Raw genomic sequence first — 19,584 nt, forward strand, 5'->3', positions numbered from 1 at the left:
CCCGCGGAGCGGGTACCACATCGCTGCGCGATGTGCAAGCGAAACGCCTCGCTTCGCTCAGCGTGACCGCGCTCCGCGCGGTCTGCCCGGCTTCGCCGGGCCAACCCCGGCGCTTCGCTCCAGCGTTGACGGCCCGCCATGCGGCGGGCTCCGCCCGCCTCCTGACGGCCCGAGGCCCCTCGCTCCGCTCGGCTCCAGGCGGTGCGGGAACAGCTGTTCGGCGCGGGCCGGTGGGGGCGGGCAACAAGCGGGCTGGCTAGGAGGGAGGGGGCGGGCGCGATCGGCCGACCCTGGGGCGGATGGGGGTCGGCCGTGGGGGTGGTGGGTGACTGGGGTGGTCGGGTTCGAGCAGGGGCTGGGTGGGGGTGATCGGGGTGTGTGCGGGGTCGGGGTCAGTTCCGGACAGTTCCGGTCGTGGGGCCGATCGGTTGTGCGTCAGTTCTGTGAGTGCGCTAGCCTCTGGAGTCAGACACCACCCCCGGAGCACACCCGCCCGGGGACCCTCCTCGGAAGGTAATCCTCATGGGGGATCAAAAAGGAAAGTCGTCTACGACTTCACTCGCTGATGTCTTGCAGCGCATCGGAAATCACCAGACGACTGCGGTGAACTCTCGGGCCCGCATCTTTTCCATTCTTGCTGCGGTCGGAGTGAACGCAGATGAGGCTGATGAGATGGTGTGCGCGATTGAGGCCGGTGCGGTGGCCGGTGTCTATTCCGCCGTCGTGGATATGGAGGCGGATGCGCCGGACGGGCGGGGCGAGGTGTACGGGCAGGGCTGGTTCGACGGTGTCCGGAAGGTCACCGACGAACTGGCAGGCCAAGCGGATCGGTTGTACGGCCAGCGGGGGCGGGCCGCGCGGTTCGGTCTGCGGGTCCCGGCGCCGGCCACGCTCGAGCGGGCGCCGGATCTCAGCGGACCGGCGGAGGTGACGCCGGAGTTCGTGCAGCAGGTCCTGGAGATCACTGAGCGGCACTACACCGAGCTGAGCGGGCGTCCGAGTCCGAGCCCGGAGGATTCCAAGGACACGCTGGCAGTGGTCCTGCCCACGGTCCGGGTCTCGGGAGTGGCCGGGTATCCGCAGCGTCTGGAGGAGTTCGCGCAGGCCAACCGGGTGCGCTTGGAGCGGCTGTTCCGCGTCTACGGGCCGGGGGGTCTGTATCCGGACGGGGTGTACGGCTTGGTGGAGTGGCCGGAGAGCATCGTGCTGTGCGAGCGGATCGAGACTGACCGGCTGTGGCTGGAGAGTGAGTGGGCTGATGCCGACTACTCAGAGCTGCAGTTGGACCGGCTGTGCGAGGCATGGCTGTACGGCACGAAGGGGGAACGGTGATGGTGGCCGTCGTAACGGGTGCGGAGCTCGTGGAAGAGACCGTGGCGATGACGCCTCTGCCGCACCAGATCGAGGCCTCGGATGCGGCGGTGCGCGCGCTCGAGCTCCAGCCGGGCCGGCAGATGCCCGCGCAGGGGCTACGGACCCAGGTCATCGCCGCGACCGGGTCCGGCAAGACCTTCATGGCTGTATTGACCGCGCACAAGCTCCGCGCCGGCCGCGTCCTGGTCCTCGTTCCCACCCTGGACCTGCTGACGCAGATGGCGGCCGCGTGGCGTGCCGGCGGCCGGACGGGCCCGTTCTACGGGATCTGCTCGCTGCGGGCGGAGGAGGCGCAGGGTCTGGCGGCGTGCACGACGGACGTGGACGAGCTGGTGGCGTGGACGCGCGGCCAGGAGGTGCTGACGGTGTTCGCCACGTACGCCAGCGTGGGTCTGGGGACGCTCCAGCGAGCGCATGAGGCGGGTCTTTCGCCCTGGTCGCTGGTGGTGGTGGATGAGGCCCACAGGGTCAGTGGTCGGGGGAGTAAGCCGTGGGCTGCGATTCACGACAACGCGAAGGTGCCTGCTGACCGGCGGCTCTACATGACGGCCACCCCGCGTGTGTGGGAGGCGCCGGAGACCGAGGAGGGCAGCAGTGGCGCGCCGGTGCTGGTCGCCAGCATGGAGGACGACCCGGACGGGCTGTTCGGCAGCGTGGCGTACAAGTTGACGCTCTCGCAGGCCCGCAATTTGGGCTTGGTCGCGGCGTGGCAGGTGGTGTGTGTCGACGTGACCGACCCGGAGCTCCAGGCGGCCGCTCTGCTGGAGATCGAGGCCCGGTCGGACAACGTGCGCGGCTCGCGCCTCGCGGCTCTGCAGACAGCCGCGGTGAAGACGGCTGCGGAGCGGGGGCTTCGCAGGATGCTCAGCTTCCACTACCGGACCAGCGAGGCGGAAGCGATGGCGGCCGGGGTGCCGGCCGTTGCTACGCGGCTGTGGGAGGACGACCCCGAGACGTACCCGGAGCCGGATCGGGTGTGGGCGGACTGGCTGTGCGGCGAGCACAGCCCCAAGCGCCGGCGGGCGACGCTGGCCACGTTCGCGGACCCGGTCGGTGAGCGCGTCGACGGCGACCTGGTCCCGATGCGGCTGCGGCTGCTGAGCAGTGTTCGAGTCCTTGGGGAGGGCGTGGACACTCCAGGTTGTGACTCTGTGTTCTTCGGGGACATGCGCGGCTCGGCCGTCGACATCCTCCAGATCGTCGGCCGGGCGCTCCGGATGAAACCGGGAGAAGGCAAGCTGGCGAGCTTGGTAGTGCCTGTTTTCCTGGGCAAGGACGAGGATCCGGACGCCATGCTCACCAGCAAGGGGTACAACTCCTTGGCCCGGATTTTGGCTGCGCTCCGTAGTCATGATGCGGACACCGTGGAGGCTCTGGCGGAGCAGCAGTCGAACACCCGGCACCGGAAGCCGTCGGCGTCGGAGCGTGACGCGGCGGGCCGGGGTGAGGAGCGCGGCACATCGGCCCCGGCGCAGAGCCTGCTTTCCTTCTCCACCCCGCGCGACCCCGCCGTGCTGGCGCTGTTCATGAAACTGCGGATTCTCCAGCCGGAAAACACGTACTGGCGTCAGGGAATCCAGGCAGCGACCCGCTACGTGAAAGAGAACGGGGATCTGAAAGTCCCGTATTCGTTCACCACGCCGGAGGAATGGCAGCCCGCCGGATTTCCGCTGGGAACATGGATCGCGGACCAGAGGCGGTTTTACAACGCCGGTGAGATGAAGCCCTCGCGGGTCAAGGAACTCGAAGAGTTGCACATGGTGTGGTCGCACTGGGACGTCGCTTTTCAGGAGGGGCTGTCAGCAGCGCAGGGGTGGGCGGCCGAACACGGCCACCTGCTGGCCCCTACGACAGCGGTCTACAACGGCCACCCGACGGGGGTATGGCTGAAGAATTTGAGGACCGCCGGTCGGAAGCTGGCGGAGATCGAGGCGCGCCGCGAGCAGGGGCTGCCGGTCGGCTCCACCGCCGGGGCGCTGACCGAAGAGCGCAGGGACGCGCTCGAGGCGATCGACCCGAGCTGGTGCCCGGCCTGGCCGGTGGCCTGGCAGCGCTGCTACCGGTTGTGCCGGGGCCTCATCGAGGCGGGCACCGAGCTGCCCACCGGCCCCGGGCAGATGACGCTCCAGGGCGAGGACCTCGGGGCGTGGGTCCAGGCGCAGCGCCTCGGCTGGGACCAGCTGCTGCCCGCACAGGCCTGGATGCTGGAGAACATGCTCCACATCGGCCCGGCGGAGCCTGACGAACGGCCTCCAGCGCCCCGCACGCAGGCCGGCAAGTGGAACGCGAACATGGCGGCAGCCCGGCAGTTCTACGCCCGTGAGGGGCACTTCCAGGTGCCGAGGAAACACGTCGAAGAGGTCGACGGCGTGCCCCACAAGCTGGGCATGTTCGCGGACAACGCCCGCAGGCGGGCCGACAAGCTGAGTGCGGAGCGACGGGCGGAACTCGACGCGCTGGGGATGCGCTGGTAGCAGCGCGCAGCGAAGGGCCGGGCCCGGGCATCCCGTTGGGGGACCCGGGCCCGGCCCTTGTGTGCCGCCATGGCTGCCCCGCTGACACGAGATGACCAACGGTGCCTGCCTGCTGCCACGAAGCCGCCACGCGGGCGTACAGCGGCCCTGACGGGGCTGTTGTGGTCGTATCGTCGCACCGGCTCGGCTGCCGCAGCCCTGGACGGGCGTTGACACCCCCGCTACGCTCCAGGCCCTCCCCCGAGCGAACGCGAGGCTGGAGCGAACCCCCGCTGTCAGGGGCGGAACCGCCCCAGGATCCGGTTCGCCTTGCGGGCGGCTTCGGCTTCGGCGGCTTCCTGCGCGGCCTTGGCCGCCTCGCGCCGCAGCCGGGCGGCTTCCTTCTTCGCGGCCTTGCGCTCCCGCTCCTTCTCGAGCGCCAGCAGCTTGCAGTCGCCGCACAGCTTGGGGTGGCTGTCCATCGGTGTGCCCCAGGCGTCCTCTTCGGATTCGGCCCACCGCTGGTCGGTGAACTTGGTGCCGCAGCGGGTGCACTTGGGCCGGCGGGCTTCGCGCTCAGCGGCCTCCCGCCTCTCGGCCGCAGCCCTCGCCCGCTGTCGCTCGGCACGTACGCGGGCGTCGGCGGCCTCCCTGCGGGGGTTGCCGACCGCGTCGTCCAGAGGCTGGAGCCCGGGGCGGCCGAAGCGCCAGAAGGCCGGCCCTGCGGGGCCGTGCTCGCGCAAGCGCTCCAGCGTGGTCGCCACGATCGGGATGCACCTGTCGTACATGCTGAAGTCGTCGTGCTCCTCGCCCTGCCAGTGCCGGCGGGTGCGGGCGGCGATCTGCTGCATGGTCGCCTTCGGGTTGCGGGGGCCGACCGGGTTGAAGACCAGCAGCACCGGCGGGTGCGGCGTATCGCCCAACCGGCCTTCCGGGGCGGTCCACTTCTGGCGCCACATCGGGATGTCCTGCCCGTCGGTGTCGGTGATCTGCCGGGCAAAGAAGCGGGCGTACTTGTCGAACTTGGCCGCCAGGACGGCGGCTTCCTCGAAGCAGTTGTCGACCTCCACGAACAGCAGCGGCACCCTGCCGTCCGGCACCGCTACGACGATGTCGGCCTGGACGCCGCTCCTACCCTGCGTCGACCAGGTCCCGGTGTAGGGCAGGTGCACCTCGGTGACGTACGAGCCGAGCGAGCCCAGTCCCGGCTGCGCGGCGGCGGCGCGGGCCGCTCCCATCGCCTCCGGGGGTTCGCCCTCAAGGAGCGACAGGTCCGGCGTGGGGCGCAGCAGGGCCAGGATCGTCTCGTTGACCGACATCGCGTGCTGCGCGCCCGAGCGGCCCGCGCCCCGGGCGGCGCCGCCCATCTGGTTCTTCGGCCGGCCCAGCGGACCCGTCGCGGAGTCCAGCCCGAGCTGGGTGAGCAGCCGCAGGCCTTCCCCGGTACGGGTGTGGCCGCCGAATAGCACCTGTCCCGAGGCGCGCAGGTCCGCCAGCGCTCCGCGGTGCGCGGCCGTGCGGGCCTCCTTGCGCTTGGCCGCCGTCGGCTTGGTCGTGTGCCGGTAGGTCAGGTGCGGGGCGGCCGTGCGCTGGATCTGGTCGGCGGTGGCGACCTTCACCACTCCCAGCACTTTCAGCACGTCCTCGCGCAGGGCGTTGGTCGACCCGGCGGGGTTGTCGGCCCGCTTGCGCCGCTTGGTCTGCTCGCCCGGCTGTGTGATCGGTGTGCCTGCCATCAGCCCTGCCTCCCCGCTTCGTCCACCACTCCCGCCAAGTCGCCGGCCGACCAACGGTCGGGCGGCCAGGCCCACCCCGGCCCGAGGGGCCCCGGGGCTGGGGAGGGGTCCCGGGTGCTCCCGGGAACCCGATGATCCCCCCGCCGTCTGTCATCACAGGGGGGAGAAGAGGGTTGTGACGAGCGGCGGACTTGCGGAAACAGGCGCTGAACTGCGGAAACAAAGTGCATGCGGATGATCGACACGTAAGTGGGTTCCGCAGTGGCAACCAAAGTGCCCACCCAAGGGGGTTGCCTGACCTGGCCCGGCCGGTTGCACCACCCGGCGGCCACCCGGTCCGCCCGGGCTCATCTGTCCAGCATGCACCCTGCGTTGACTCCGCGGGCGACCGCTGCGCACCCGCTCTCCCGCCTGTCACCACAGACTCCCTTCCGCCCGCCGGCCTCCATCCCCGGCTCGGTCGCAGCGTGGCGCCACCCCCCTTGTCCGCGGTCTGTTCACGGCGGGCAACCACTGCGGTCCAGGAGAAACGCCAGGGCCGACCGACCACAGCGCGGCGTAGTCAAGGGGTCGGACAAGGGGGTGGTCAAGGGGTGACCTGCCGTGAAGGCCCCGCAGCGCGACCCCCGTCCGGACGTCACATCAGTCACACCCGCCTCAAATTTGGTCACTGTCGCCGGGAAGCGCCGCCGGTTGTCACGGGGGGCGGCCTATGGGCGGGAGCGCAACCGGCCCCCGCTACCCGGCCGAAGGAGACGGCCATGAGGCGCAACCCGAGGATCGACCACCTGGCCCGGCTGGTGGACAACCTGCTGGACGGCCTGGCCGTGCACGGCCGCCCGGCGCCGACCGCACCCCAGATCCGCACGGCCCTGCGGGAGCTCCAGCGCGGCCGCGGCCGCCGTGCCCACCGGCGGCCGGGGACCCGCCGGTAACCGCACTGTTCCATCGCGCCCGTATTGCCCAATTCACCGCCCATACCCACCGTTCCCCACCGTTCCAGACCGATCCGCGCAGCCCAAGGGCGTGCGGGTGAGCAGCCGGGGCGGTTGCTCACCCGCACGCCCGGGTCGCCGCTTTCCATCGATCCAGGGCTGTGACCTGCGGTAGTGATGTCCGTGGAACGCGCGATGGGTCCGGGGGAACGCACTGTTCCACCGTGGAATCGAACGGGGAATCGAACTAGGTTGGAAGGGTGAGCGACGACCAGGACCAGGGGCACGGCGCGGCGCAGCCGGCCGCACTGCCGCCGGCCGACGGCCCCCTGGTCCACGTGACCCTCCCGGACGGGCAGCACCTGTACGCCGTGGTGAAAGCCCGGCGCAGGCGACGGCTGGTGGTACGACCTGCAGATCCACCTGCCCCACCAAGGCAGCGAACGGGGCCTGCTGCGCACCGCCGCGTAGGCGCCCCTACGCGCTCAGCCCGATTGGAGGACCTCGTTGCGCAGGGCGCGCAGCAGGGTCAGGGCGTCGGAGTCGTCGGCGTCGGTGAAGGCGTGGACCGCCCCCAGGATCGACATCCCGATGTGCTTGGCGGTGGCCAGGTCGTCGCCGGCCAGAACCGCCTGCTGACGCAGGGCCTCGGCCAGGAGGAAGGCCAGGCGGGCCTGCGGGTCGGCGTTGAGCTCCGCCAGCCGCGGGCCCATCTCACCGTGGCCGGTCTCGGAGATGATGCCGAACGCGGCGACCAGGATCCGCTCCAGCGTGTGCTTGCCGTACGCGGCCAGCAGCTCCGGCAGCGGCTTCTCCCCTCGCGCCGCCGGCCGCCAGGACAGCCAGGCCGGTGTCGTTGTTGCCGACGACGGCCTCCAGCGCGGCCAGCGCCCGCAGGTGCTCATCGTCGGTCAGGTCGATGTCGTCGCCCATAGCCGGAGACCGTACGCCCCGCCCACCACCCACCGCCGCGGGAACCGGTGAAACCAGCCGCCGGGGCATGTGCGGGATAAGAGGGCCCGGGACCGGGCCGCCTGCCGTCCGGCGGCCGCCTTGGCCGGTCCCCCTTCCCAGACCGGACCAGCGGGTCACTGCGGGGGCCGGGACCCGGTCCAGGCTCCAGCCGCCTTCCCGGGCGCCGGCGACCCGCCACACCGCCGCGGTCGGGCTGTGCGCGGCCAGCCGGGCCGCGGTGACGGTGGCGACGACCAAGCGGCGGTGCCGGACCGGCTCCAGGCCAGCCGCGCCGGCCAAGGTCCGCGCCGACAAGGCGTACTTCTCTGCCGAACACCTCGCCTGGCTCCGCTCACGAGGACTCATTCCGCGCATCGCACGCCCGGGCATCGAGTCCGGGGAGCGGCTCGGCCGGTACCGCTGGAAGATCGAGAGATCGATCGCCTGGCTGTTCGGCTACCGCCGTCTCACCGTCCGCTATGAACGCAAGGACAGCTACTTCCTCGCCTTCCTGGGCCTCGCCGCAGCCCTAACCTGCTACAAGTAACTCGCGAAACTCACCACGTGAGAAACCCTCTTACTGTGTAGCCTCCGCTCCCAATCTCCTAGCTCGCGACGCCCGCAGTTGCGCCAATCCCTCCAGCAGTGAGGTATCCGGCAACCACTCCACTACAGACCCCCGCAGTGGCGGCGATTCAGACTCCTCCACCGGTCAACGCTTCCGCTGATATTCCTAAATGCGTTATACCATGCAAGCGGTCGCTCACTTCTGAGGCGGCTTTGCCGCCGGCGCGATAGGCCACCTGCGGCGTCCCGCCTTAGAAGCGCTTCCCAATATCTTTGAGCATTCGAAAACTTTTGGCCCTCCAGGAAGCTGCAGCCAGCCATTGCTGGTCCTTGACGATACTTGAGCGGGTAATTCCTGCCCGGCCGGCGCTGTTGTGAGCCGGGGTCAAGTGATCGCTCATAATGCGCCAAACTACCCGCGCCATTGAAATCCCTAGGATTTTTGCCGCATCCGGCTGCGACACCCATTCCTCGTCCGGTGTCGCTACAGGAGGGTTCCCCCAGAATTTCATGACCTTGGGATAGGAACGTTCCTTCACGACTAGAGCGCTCGCTTTCTATCAGAGTGGTGACTCCGTCGGCCGCTCTTGAAGGCGGCCGACGGAGTCGTTGTCAGTGCAGCAGGAAGTCTTTCACGGTTCGGCCGACGTGCATTATAGCCGCACGCGGTATGCTGGATCTGGCCACCCCTTCAAGAGGGAAGTTCGGTTTGGCCCCGAGCGCGAAACATCCACCGGCACCCCGGCCGCACAGGGAACCCCAAAGGATACCCATACCTTCGCTCTTTGCCGTGCTTCCCAGATATTGGGCCATTCCCTTTCGCCGCTCCGTACCGTTGGATACAGCGTATTGACCCGCCAACCCGCCTGCGTAGAGCGCTGCGGCGCCGACGATGAAGAGTCCTGCGCCACAGGGTTCGAAGGCGATACAGGCCGCTGTACCCGTTGCCGCGAGCAGCCCCACGCCCTTTTCCACCAGCCAGTGCGGGTCGCTGACCTTGTCCTTGGTCTCTTCCCAGGCACTGCCAATACCGGACTTGATCTTGCCGAAGATGCTGTTCTTCTTCCGCCGCTTCTCTTCGGCGAGCTTCTTCGCGCGTGCCGCGGCCTGGGCCTTGATCCGGGCGGCTGCGGCGGCCTGCTGCTGGGCGCGGGCGTAGGCGTAGCCGTCGTCGATCATGTAGTGGGTGGGGTTGGCCTGGTAGGCGGCGTATTTCTGGCGGGAGGTCGTGTCCTTCTTCGGGGACTGCTGCCAGACCCATTTGCCGTTCTTGTAGGTGTAGCCGGCGTTCATGCCGCGGTCGTTGGCCCACTGGTTGTCGGTGGTGGTGCCGCCGTCGGTGGGGCCGAGGGGGCGGGTGCCGTCGGGGTCGGAGAGGGTGACCGGGTTGTTGTGAGCGTAGGAGTAGGCGTTCATCTGGGCCGGGTCGCCGGTGTCGATGACGGGGTCGACGGAGATGAAGCGACCGAGAACGGGGTCGTACTCGCGGGCGCCGAGGTGGGTCAGGCCGGTCGGGTCGGTGGTGCCGCCGACGAAGCCCTGGGTGCCGGGGAAGGTCCCTGAGGTCGCCCGGATCTGGCCGAAGGGGAGTTCCTTGCGGCGGGTGATCGCGAAGGTGGTCGAGTCGACCGCGGTGGTCGCGGTGTCCTGCTGATCGGTGAAGAGGTAGGAGATGGTGGCGCCGCTGCGGACGGCGACGGTGTCGCCGTTGTGCGTGTAGTAGCGGGTGCCGGTCTTGGTGGTGCCGTCGGCTCCGAGCTTGAGTTCGCTGCCGTCGGGCAGGGTCAGGGTTCCAGTGCCGTCGACGTTCTTGGCGATGAGCCGGTTGCCGTCGGCGTCGTAAAGGTAGCTGGTGGTCTTGCCGGCCTGGGTGAGGGTGGCCAGGTGGCCCTCCGCGTCCCAGGTCAGGTCCTGGACCTGGCCGCCGGTGGTGCGCTTGGTGGTGTTGCCCGCCTTGTCGTAGCCGAAGGTGCTGGTCGCACCGTTGTCGGCACCGCCCGCGACCGACGTCTGCTGCACCGCGTGCGGCAGCCCGGTGTTCGGTTCGGGCTGGGTGTAGGTGGTGACGGCATCGGTCCCCGCGGAGGCCCCGGTGCCGTGGTCGGTCTGCTCGCTGCGGTTTCCGGCCAGGTCGTAACGGAAGCTCTGCCAGTACGCGTCCGGGCCACCGACGGTGCTCGTGGCGGGCGCCTTGGAGCAGTCGGTCGCCGCCGTCCACGCCTCGGTGAGCTGTCCGAGCGCGTTGTCGGTGAAGCACTGCGTGTCGGTGGACTTGGCCGCGTCCTGGCCGCTGGCGGTGCTGCCGCTGGCGGTGCTGATCGAGGTGATGTTGCCGGCCGGGTCGTAGACGTAGGAGGTGTCGTCGATCCGCTGCGGTGCCAGGTCACGGTCGGTGGTCTGCTGGATGAGGCGGCCGGTGGACTCGTCGTACTGCTGCGACTGGTACACCTTCTTGCCGACCGTGCCCCCGAATTCGGTGCGCACCGGCCTGGAGAAGGCGTCGTACGTCGTGTTCGCGACCAGGACCACGCCGGCCCGGCTGGTGCGGATCGGCATGTCGTCGCTGTTGTAGTTGGTCGTGATCCGCTCGGACGGGACATTGCCCACGGCAGGTGTCAACGTCCAGTCCTGGAGACCGGTCTGGTCGTTGTAGCCGTAGGTCCAGGAGTAGGTGCCCGCCAGTCCGCCGGCCGCGGCCGGAATGGTCACCGAGGTGGAGGTCGGCTGGTAGCGGTCGTTGTAGCCGCCGGTCGCGGTGGTGTACTCGGCGCCGCCGACGAAACGGCTGCTGCTGGTCAACTGCCCCTTGGCAAGCGTGTCGTACGTCCAGGAAGCGAGCGTGGTGCCGCCCTGCTTCAGCGCGGTCTTCCTGCCGAGCTTGTCGTACTCCGTCGTCAGCGTGACGCCGCGGGCGTCGGTGCTGGTGACGGGACGGCCGTCGTTGTCGTAGCCGGTGGTGGACACTCCCTTGTCGGGGTCGTCCGCCTTCGTCTGCTGGCCGCGGTTGTCGAAGGTGTAGGACCACACGTTGCCGGCGGGGTCGGTGACCTTCACCGGCTCGTCGTACTTGCCGTAGGCGTACGTGGTGGTCTGCGATGCCGTCCGAGCCGTGTCGGTGTACTGCATGAGGGCTGTCTTGCGGCCGAGCGCGTCGGTGACGGTGGTGGTGGCCGTGCCGCCCTTCGGCGGGATCACCGTGGTGCGGTCGCCGTCGTAGGCCGTGGTCGTACGCCACTGCTCGTCACCGTACTTGACGGTGATCGCGTCGGTGATCCGCCCGCTGCCGTCGTAGACGTTCGAGGTGGCGTCGGGCACCTTGGTGTCGTCGCCGCTGACCAACGTGGCAGAGGGGGAGCCGGAGGCGTAGTAGGTGCCGTACGTCTTGCGGGTGAAGCCGCGAGTGTCGTAGAGCGTTTCGCTCACCAGCCGGTCCTGCGTGCCGGCGGCCGGCGTCTGCGTCTCGCGGGGGCGCAGCAGACCGTCGTAGAAGCTGTAGATGGTGCTGTAGGTGCCGTCCCTCTTGATCGCCTTGGTTGTGATTACATTCGCGGCGGTACGGGAGATGGAGTAGGCGTACTGGACCGATGGCTGAGTGGCGTGGGCGGCCTTGGCCCAGCCGGGCTTCCAGACACTCGTCAGTCGGCCGAGTCCGTCGTAGACGGCGTCGGTGCGCTTGCCGTTGGCGTCGGTCGAGCCGGTCACGACACCGCGTGTCGGGTCGTACTCGCTGGTGACGGTCTGGCCGAGCGCGTTGGTCTCGGTCGAGGACGTCGGCGCCGCGATGGTGGCAGGGGTGTAGGCGGTGGTCGTGCTGTGCCCGAGCGCGTCGGTCTCGGCCAGCTCACGGCCGTGCTGGTCGTAGGTGTGGGTGGCGGTGGTCAGATAACCGGTGCCGGCCGCGTCCTGCTCGTCGACGCGGGTGATGTCGCCCTTGGTGGGCGCGGCGGTCAGGCTGGTGGCGCCGTCGTAATAGTGGCGCTCCACGGAGACCAGGTCCGCGGGCAACGACGGAGTCGTGCCACAGGGTTTGGCGACGGTCCGGACCTCGGCGATCAGCGTCAGAAGATTCGCCGCGGCGTTGGGCGCGTACGTCGTCGTCGCACATTCCTCGTCACCGGACTTGGCGGTGTCGCCGAGCCGGGATTCGGTGAGGACCTTTCCGTCCGCGTCATAGGTGCGCTCGGTCCTGGTTGTGCGCCAGCCGGTGCCGACCGCGGTCGCGGTGGATTCCGAGCCGTTGCCGGTGGCGTACGACGACAGCGCGGACAGGCCGGTGCGGCTCATCTTGGCGGTCGCCGGGCCGTGCCAGGGCTCGTAGCTGGTGGCGGTTAGCAGTTTGCCGCCGTCACCGTTGTACGTCATCTCCTCGCGGGTCATGCCGGCGTAGGAGCTGTGGTCGGTGTAGGCGGCGCCGTCGTGGGTCGTGACCTGGGCGCCGTCGATGCCCCGGAAGTAGCGGTATTCCTTGAGCGTCTTCGGGTCCGAGCCGGCGCCGGTGCGGACCTGGACCAGGCCGTAGCCTTTCCGTTCGCCGTAGGTGAGGTACTTGGCCTTGGTGAACTCGTCCTCGTCCTTGCCCCAGGCCATGCCGCCCACATAGCTGTAATCGGTCTCCTTAGCGGGTGCGCCGCCGGTGTTGTCCTGCTCAATCACCTGCGTGACCGCATAGGTGTGGAACCAGTCCAGGTACGGCTCGTACTCGGCGCCGGGGGCCTGGGGCGGGGACCAGATAACCGGGTAGCAGCGGCGCGTGTTGGACGACGGGGACGGTACGTCGCCCGCCTTGCAGTCCCTGGCCGTGTAGGTGATACCCAGACTCGAGCCGGTCTCGCTGTCGATGCCGTAGACCCGGTAGCGGATCATCGGCGGTACCGGGTCGGGTGAGCCTCCGGTCGTGGCACCCTCGACCCGGTTGTGGAGTTGCTGGCCGAGGAAGGTCACCCGGGGCAGCGCGGCATCGCCGGTACCGGTGTGGCCCGTGCGGGCGATCGAGGCCAGCCACAGAGCGGGCGAGGTGCCGTCGCCGGTGGCCGGGAACTGCTGGGTCAGGTCCCAGGTGTCCACAGGCTTGAAGGCGGTGCCGACCAGCACCGAGGTGTCGATCTTCGTCAACCGCTTGCGGGTCCAGAACGACGGCGAGTAGTTCCCGGTGCAGGTCGCGCCGGTCGCGCAGTACTGGTCGAAGGGCACGTCGGGCCAGTTCGCCGCGTGGGCCTTGTCGAACGTACCGCAGTCGGTCAGGCAGCGCTCGGCGACGGTGAAGTCGACCTTCGCCGCGGGCGTCGCGTAGAAGTTGCTGGAGCGCAGGCCGTACTCGATGCGCTTGAGGTAGCCGCCGCGGGTGTAGGGGGTGGACGTGGCGGCGCCGGTGTCCGGATTGACGTTGCGGCCGTAGGAGTTGGACTCCTTGGCCCAGTAGTACGTCATCGCGTCGCCGTGCGGGTCGACCACCGCGTCCAGATTCCATCGCCACGCCTGTTGGCACCAGGAGTCCGCGAAGGCGGTGGCGTGGCAGGGCTCGTCGGCCTGGTTGCCGTACACCGGCACGGTCCAGGTGGAGTTGGTCTCGTCCTTGCCGGTGGTCCAGCCCGCCGGGCGGTTGAGGCCGAAGTAGTAGACGGTCCCGTCCGGTGTGGTCACCTTCCAGTACTCACCGTCGTTGTCACCGTTGTTGTCCGTGGAGCTGGTGAGCTTTTCGGCCTTGGTGCCGTCGTCGCTCTCCAGGTGCCACTCGCCAGTGGTGTCGTCCTTGACCAGTGTGTTGCTGTGGCCGTTCAGGTTCAAAACGGCGTTGTCCTTCTTCCAGCACTGGTCACCGACCTGGGCGGTGGTGTTGCTGCCCGACGTGTCGTCAGTGCAGGACACGTACTGCCGCTCGATGTAGCCGGGGTCCATCGACCAGCCGTCGCCGATCCAGTTCGCCTGGTTATTGGTGGCCGCGGTCCGGCCGTCGACCGACTGGGAGGCGTAACCGAGCGAAAGGTCCGGCTGCACACCGCCGGCCGCCTCGGGGGTGTCGATGCCATACGTCCAGGAGAAGCCGCCGTTGCTGCCGCCCGCCGACCAGGAGGCGGACGGGGCCAGCGACGTCGCCTTGAAGTCACCGGCGGCACCGGCCGCCGAAGCCGTCACGGCCAGCAGCACAGTGCCGTCGGTGGCGCTCAGGCCGGTCACGGAACGCGCGGCCGGCTGCGCCTTGCCGACGGGTGCGGTCTGCGTACCGGCGGTGGAGGCCGTCGCGGCCGTCAGGTCCACGGCCGCCGTCAGCGTTCCGGCCTTGGTGTCGTTGTCCGTCGTCAGAGCCTCGCCGGCGGTGCACGCAGGGGCCGTCGGGGAGGTCAGCGCGCAGGAGGGCAGCTTGCGCAGCTGCAGCCGGGACGCCCAGTCACCGCCGTAGGCACTGCGGAAGCCGGAGTAGTCGACCTGGACGTCGACTGCGCCCTTGGCGCCCTGAGCGGGCTTGACCGCGATCACGACGCCGTCGATGCCGAGCTTCTTCGCGGTGTCCTGGCCGAGCACCTGCACCTGTGCCTGCTGTGGCCCGGGGTCGGTGGCTCCCTTGGCCGTGTGTGTTCGGGCCGCGCTCTGCCGGAGGCGTACCGGGAGCGAACCGGCCGCCTTACGGGCCGTGCCCGCCGCGGGTATCGCCGCCGCCACGGTCCCGGCCGCGGGCACACGAGGTCCAGGACACGGCGGCGCAGGGCCCGGCGCAGCCGGGGCCCGGGAGGCAGCGACCACCCGCGGCAGTGACGGTGCACCGTACGTGCGCGGGTGCCCAAGAGCGCGGCGACCACGGACGCGTTGCGGGTGTAGGCGGCCAGGAGGAATGCCATCTGCGCCTGGTGGCCGGCCGGGAACCGCGCGGCCAACTCGGACTGCTCCTCCGGATGGAGGAAGGCATCATGGCGCTCGCAGCGCGGCGCCTTCCTGTTGGTGCGGGCGGGGCCCGGCGAGCTGGCGTTCATGGTGTGGGGAGCCTGCCTGAGGCTGCCTGTGGACAGCGGCGACCTGGCGGGCGCGGCAGGACGGAAGGCGGGACATCTGTGACTTTGACTCCTACTTGGCCACCTTTGACGTGCAGCTGGCCTCTGACCAGTCGTCACCACGGCGCTGCGCTGAGCAGCAGTTGGAGCCAGTTCGGGAGCTCCGCTCCTGCGGTGCTCCCCAGGCCCGTGGCGATTCCGCCGATGAAGCCGAGGATCACGACCGCGGCGGCGCGGCGTAGGCGGGAGGTCTTGCGCTGGGGAGCTTCTGGAGCCGTCCGGGTCATGCTGCGAGCTTGAGGTGCGCGGAGGGTGATGCGCAGCAGGCAACGGTTGCCAATGATGCGCAACGCGTTGCCAATTCGTGCGCAACAGTCTGACAGGGCCAAGTGGTGGCCGACACTGGGTCAGTGACGACCAGTAGACATCGAAGTGGGGCTGGCGCCCTCGGCCCGCTTCACCCGGATGCGGGCCCTGAGCGCCGGGAACTCGTCCTTGTTCTGCGTGAGTTGTTTAAGAGACTCGAGATGCCCCTGCGGAGGTACGCGGACAAGGAAGCGCGCGCCGCCAGCTCCGTAAGCCGCACCCTCAGTGGCGAGCGGCCCGCGCAGGAGGACTTCGTGAGGAATCTCCTCCACGACGCGGGCGAGCCCCCTCGGCCGCCGCTGTCCGAGGAGGAGACCGCCCGGGTGTGGGCGTTGTTCCGCAAGGACGAAGAGAGCCGTATGGATCCGGCGAGCCGCATCCGGCTCCTTGAGCGCAGCAGGCGCGAGCTGGAGGAGCGCCTGCGCGAGCTGGAGGACAGCCGGGCCTTCGCGGACACGGACAGTACCGCGGCCGAGCTGGACTCCCTGCGCCACCGGCTGCACCAGCGCGAGCAAGAGCTGGCCCAGGTCGAGCAGGAGCGCGATCAGCTGGCGCGGCGCATCAGGAAGCTGCTCTCCGAGGCCGGACGCCAGGACGGCCACAGGCCCGTGGTGATCCGCTCGCCGTTCGCCCGGTGGTACGACCCGGAGGCACGGCCCGATCGGAGGCGGTACTGGCCCGCGTACGTCGACCTCCTGAGGCGGCGGGGGTGGGCGGACCCGAGCATGGCAGACCTGGACGAGGCGACGGACCAGGTGGTGGAGAAGCTGGCCGACCCGAGCGCGGCTGAGGCCTACCAAGCTAAGGGCTTGGTGATCACGCCCGTGGGGTCCGGCGCGAGCGCCCACATCACCGGCACCGTGGCCAAGGCGGTCGACGCGGGCTACCGCCTGGTCATCGTGCTGACGGGACCGAGCAACACGCTGCGCTACCAGCGGCAGCGGACCCTCGACCGCGATCTGGTGGGGCGGGAGAACATCCTGCGCGGCGCAGACGAGTCCGAGGACTCCGAGTACGGGGACGATCCCGACTGGTTCAAGGCGGACGGGTTCCTGCGGCACGGTCGACGTCCCGCCTCGGAAGGTTCGTTCGACATAGTCCGTCTGACGACGCGCGACAACGACTACGCAGGCCTGCGCCAGAGCCTCACCGCGCTCGAGTTCGAGAAGCGGATGCCGCAGCTGCCGCTGAACGATCCTGAGAACCTGCACGCCACGGCCGTACGGCTCATGGTCGTGAAAAAGAACAAAACCATCCTGTCCAAACTGGTCAAAGACCTGCAGAGCATCCAAACGCCGCTGGCGGAGACCCCAACACTGATCATCGACGACGGCACCGAGTGGGATCCGGACGTCGTGAACACCCACAGGAAGGCGACCGGAACGGGGAAGGTGGGCCTCACGTCCGTCCAGACCGCCATGGCGGAACTGCTGGGCCTCTTGCCCAGGGCGCAGTACGTCGCCTACGCCACGTCACCCTTCGTCGGCACCCTCATGGACCCAGCCGCCTCGGAGGACCTGTTCCCGAGGGACTTCATCGTTTCCCTGCCGCGCCCCGCCGGCTACGTGAGTGTGGAGGACTTCCACGACATCGACTCGGACGTCCCGGAGGAGCAGCGGACCTTCGCCAACTCTCCGGAGAAGGCGCACGTCCGCAACCTCGTGCTCCGTGACAAGGACGATGACCAGGGCGAACGACAAGCTATGGACATGTTCGTGCTGACCGGCGCGGTGAAGCTGTACCGAGCCGCGCGTGGCGGGGGCGAAGTAAGAACCGATTATCGCCACCACACCATGATCGTTAACTCTTCGGATCAGGTCATCCGGAAGCGGGAACAGGCAGCGCGCTTGCGCCGCCTCTGGTACGAGGGCTCCTACGACCGGGCCGACGGTCTGGGACGGCTCCGCGAGCTCTACGAAAGGGACGTCGAGCCCGTTTCCTGCGAGCGAGCCGGCGGGCTGCCCCTCCCCGAGTCTTTCGACGAGCTCGTCCCGTACGTCGTTGCTGCGTGGTCGCGGATCGACTCCGACGGCAACGCCGTCGTGATCGAGAGCGGATCCACACACGACGAACACGGCGGGTACGAGCTGGATTTCACGCGGCGGCACATCTGGAAGATCCTCGTCTGCGGCTCACGGCTCTCCCACGGCGGCACCGTCGAGGGTCTGGCCGTCATCTACCAGGGGCCCCGCACCGATAGCGCGGTGGTTCTGGCCGGGATGGGACGCTGGGCTGGCTTCCGTATCGGCTACCGAGACCTGATGCGGCTCTACTTCGCGCGGGTCCCGAACGATGCCGATGGAGGCCTTTTCCACGCCTTCGCAGCAATCTTCCGCGACCAGCGCTCGTTCCAGGAGGATCTGGCGCGCTACGCCATCGAAGTCGACGGCAGGCCGCAGCTCACGCCCGCCCAAGTGCCTCCGCTGCTCGCGCAGCACCTGGGCTCGGTGGATCCGGAGCAACGACGAAACGGTCTCTTCAACGCCGAACTGGTCGAGATCCGCTCGCCCGGCCGGTGGATCGAGCCGCTCGCCCACCCCGTGGACGCGGCGGTGAAAGCCCGCAACGTCCAGCAGTGGCGGCCGCTGCTGGACGTTCTGGCGGAGCCCCGCGTGCTCAGCGGTCGATCCACCTCCCTCCGCGCCCGCACCGGCCTGGTCCCGCACGCCCGCCTGATGCATGTCTTCTCCGAACTGGAGGGCACCGGGCCGCAGTTGCGCCCACACCTCGCCTACCTGGAGCAGCTGGGGCGGGAGCCCGGGGGCCAGTGGCTGCTGGTCGTACCGCAACCCGCTGGTGACGGATGCACGGCGTCGGTTCTCGGCTTTGAATCGCTGTCCCTCTTCCGCCAAGCACGTCGGACCGACCGGGGGGACAGCTTCGGCAGGATCACGAAGCCGTCGCACGAGTCGGCGGTCAAGGCCGCAGTGGGTCGGGCCGACGGGGCGTTGCATCTCCTGGGGGCAGTGCTCCTGTACCCCATTCACGAAGGGGAGGACGGCTCCGTCAAGGACGGTAAGGCGGACCCATCGCAGATCGTCTTGGGGGTCGGCATCTACACCCCGGAGAAGGAGGAGGGCCCGTTGCTTCGCTTCCGGTCCGTACGCAGCCCTTGATACGACCGGCGTTGAAACCGGAAATATCCCCTCGATTCCTGAGTCGGCGACGGGACGCCAGCACGTCGCAACCAGACCCCCAACTTGGCCAGATACGCGTCACATTCCTGGCCAACTTTGAAGCAAGGTCGCAGCATCCGGCTGGCCCAGGTCCGCGCACCGCTTCGACCACCTCCCGGTCGCCGAGGACCATTGATCTACCCCCGTTCGGAGGCATGCGGGGGCGAAGCAGAGCCCTCGGTCGGTCGGACGTACCCGTTCGCCCTGGGCTGCGTGATCACCGCCTCTTAGCCGTCGAACAAGTCGAGCCGCCCGACACACGGACGCGCGCCGTCCTGCGAACGCGGCTGAGCTACCCGCACCCGGGGAGTCGGCCGCGTCGTCACGGACCGCCTGCGGCGCCCGCGGCAGGCGGTAGCGAGTGTGGGAGTCCGCCGTCTCGCGCGTCCCCGGCAAGCACGCACACCCCGGAACACCGGGGCCGAGGCGGGTGAGAACGCCACTCCGCGAACCACCCCGGCGACCTCCGGCGCGGCCGGATGCGGTGCCCCGGCACAGTGGTCGAAACGGCGCAACAGGTGGACTGGTCCGGCCGAAAGCCGTCGCGCCTGGCGCCGAACCCCGCGCCGAGGGCGACAAGCCGCGTCCATGGCCGTGTGAGCGGGCGGCCAGCCGCACCCTGGGCGCCACGGCGCGGCCGACCGAGCCGTGAGACAGCCACGACAGGCGATGTGCCGCCTCGGCGGTTTACCCACTGCGTTTCCGCGGCGTCCAGCTACGGGATCCGACAGAATGCGCCCTACTACCTCAACCACGCGACGGCGCCGTGCGGCAAAGACCGGTCGCGCCACCGCAGCCTCCGTCCTGGTCATCGCCCCGGACGTACTGAATGCCTCGCTCCATCCGGACAAGCTGGTCGGCCCCGATGCACAGCAGCAGGCATTGGCTGCTGACGGCCGCCCGCATCCGGCACCATGCCGACCCGATCGTCCCGCCCGGCCATCATCTACGTGACGGCAACGGCGGCCCGGCACCGTTGCGGGATCAATCGGCCAACTGGGCCGGGGGGCCGTCTTGCTGGCTCCGTCACCGGCAGCGGT

10 protein-coding genes are annotated in these 19,584 nt (G+C 69.3%); 5 read left to right on the forward strand and 5 right to left on the reverse strand.

The window, feature by feature from the left end:
- The first annotated feature begins 570 nt into the window (after positions 1–570).
- Complete coding sequence (locus ACIOC1_RS35105) at positions 571–1,332, forward strand: hypothetical protein (protein WP_401858623.1); 762 nt, start codon at positions 571–573, stop codon at positions 1,330–1,332.
- Entirely contained in the window at positions 1,332–3,848 is a 2,517-nt protein-coding gene (locus tag ACIOC1_RS35110) for a Helicase associated domain protein (RefSeq protein WP_401858626.1), read from the forward strand. Before ACIOC1_RS35105 ends, ACIOC1_RS35110 begins: the two co-directional genes overlap by 1 nt.
- Positions 3,849–4,123: 275 nt before the next feature.
- On the opposite strand, the gene ACIOC1_RS35115 is transcribed toward ACIOC1_RS35110, so the two are convergent.
- Positions 4,124–5,563: a replication-relaxation family protein gene (locus tag ACIOC1_RS35115; RefSeq protein WP_401858629.1), complete on the reverse strand. Its 1,440-nt coding sequence runs from the start codon at positions 5,561–5,563 to the stop codon at positions 4,124–4,126.
- Positions 5,564–6,324: 761 nt separating this feature from the next.
- On the opposite strand from ACIOC1_RS35115, the gene ACIOC1_RS35120 reads away from it, so the two are divergent.
- Positions 6,325–6,498, forward strand: a complete 174-nt coding sequence (locus ACIOC1_RS35120) for a hypothetical protein (RefSeq protein WP_401858632.1) — start codon at positions 6,325–6,327, stop codon at positions 6,496–6,498.
- Between the two features lie 485 nt (positions 6,499–6,983).
- Here ACIOC1_RS35120 and ACIOC1_RS35125 read toward each other — a convergent pair whose 3' ends face one another.
- On the reverse strand, positions 6,984–7,403 hold the full coding sequence (locus ACIOC1_RS35125) for a hypothetical protein (protein WP_401858635.1): 420 nt from the start codon (positions 7,401–7,403) through the stop codon (positions 6,984–6,986).
- A gap of 287 nt (positions 7,404–7,690) precedes the next feature.
- Here ACIOC1_RS35125 and ACIOC1_RS35130 point away from each other — a divergent pair, with 287 nt between their 5' ends.
- The gene (locus ACIOC1_RS35130; protein WP_401858638.1) at positions 7,691–7,999 is read left to right on the forward strand and encodes a transposase; all 309 of its coding nucleotides are present in this window, start codon (positions 7,691–7,693) and stop codon (positions 7,997–7,999) included.
- A 271-nt stretch (positions 8,000–8,270) separates the two neighbouring features.
- Here ACIOC1_RS35130 and ACIOC1_RS35135 read toward each other — a convergent pair whose 3' ends face one another.
- The 3 genes from ACIOC1_RS35135 to ACIOC1_RS35145 all read right to left on the reverse strand — a co-directional run bounded on the left by ACIOC1_RS35135 (position 8,271) and on the right by ACIOC1_RS35145 (position 15,289).
- Positions 8,271–8,558, reverse strand: a complete 288-nt coding sequence (locus ACIOC1_RS35135; protein WP_401858641.1) for a DNA-binding protein — start codon at positions 8,556–8,558, stop codon at positions 8,271–8,273.
- A 73-nt stretch (positions 8,559–8,631) separates the two neighbouring features.
- A complete protein-coding gene (locus tag ACIOC1_RS35140; protein ID WP_401858644.1) occupies positions 8,632–14,694 on the reverse strand; it encodes an RHS repeat-associated core domain-containing protein in 6,063 nt (2,020 codons plus the stop codon).
- 424 nt (positions 14,695–15,118) lie between these two features.
- Complete coding sequence (locus ACIOC1_RS35145; protein WP_401858647.1) at positions 15,119–15,289, reverse strand: hypothetical protein; 171 nt, start codon at positions 15,287–15,289, stop codon at positions 15,119–15,121.
- 333 nt (positions 15,290–15,622) lie between these two features.
- On the opposite strand from ACIOC1_RS35145, the gene ACIOC1_RS35150 reads away from it, so the two are divergent.
- Complete coding sequence (locus ACIOC1_RS35150) at positions 15,623–18,484, forward strand: Z1 domain-containing protein (protein WP_401858650.1); 2,862 nt, start codon at positions 15,623–15,625, stop codon at positions 18,482–18,484.
- The last annotated feature ends 1,100 nt before the right edge of the window (positions 18,485–19,584 follow it).

Source organism: Streptomyces sp. NPDC088197, from assembly GCF_044741185.1.
In the GTDB taxonomy this organism is placed as follows: domain Bacteria; phylum Actinomycetota; class Actinomycetes; order Streptomycetales; family Streptomycetaceae; genus Actinacidiphila.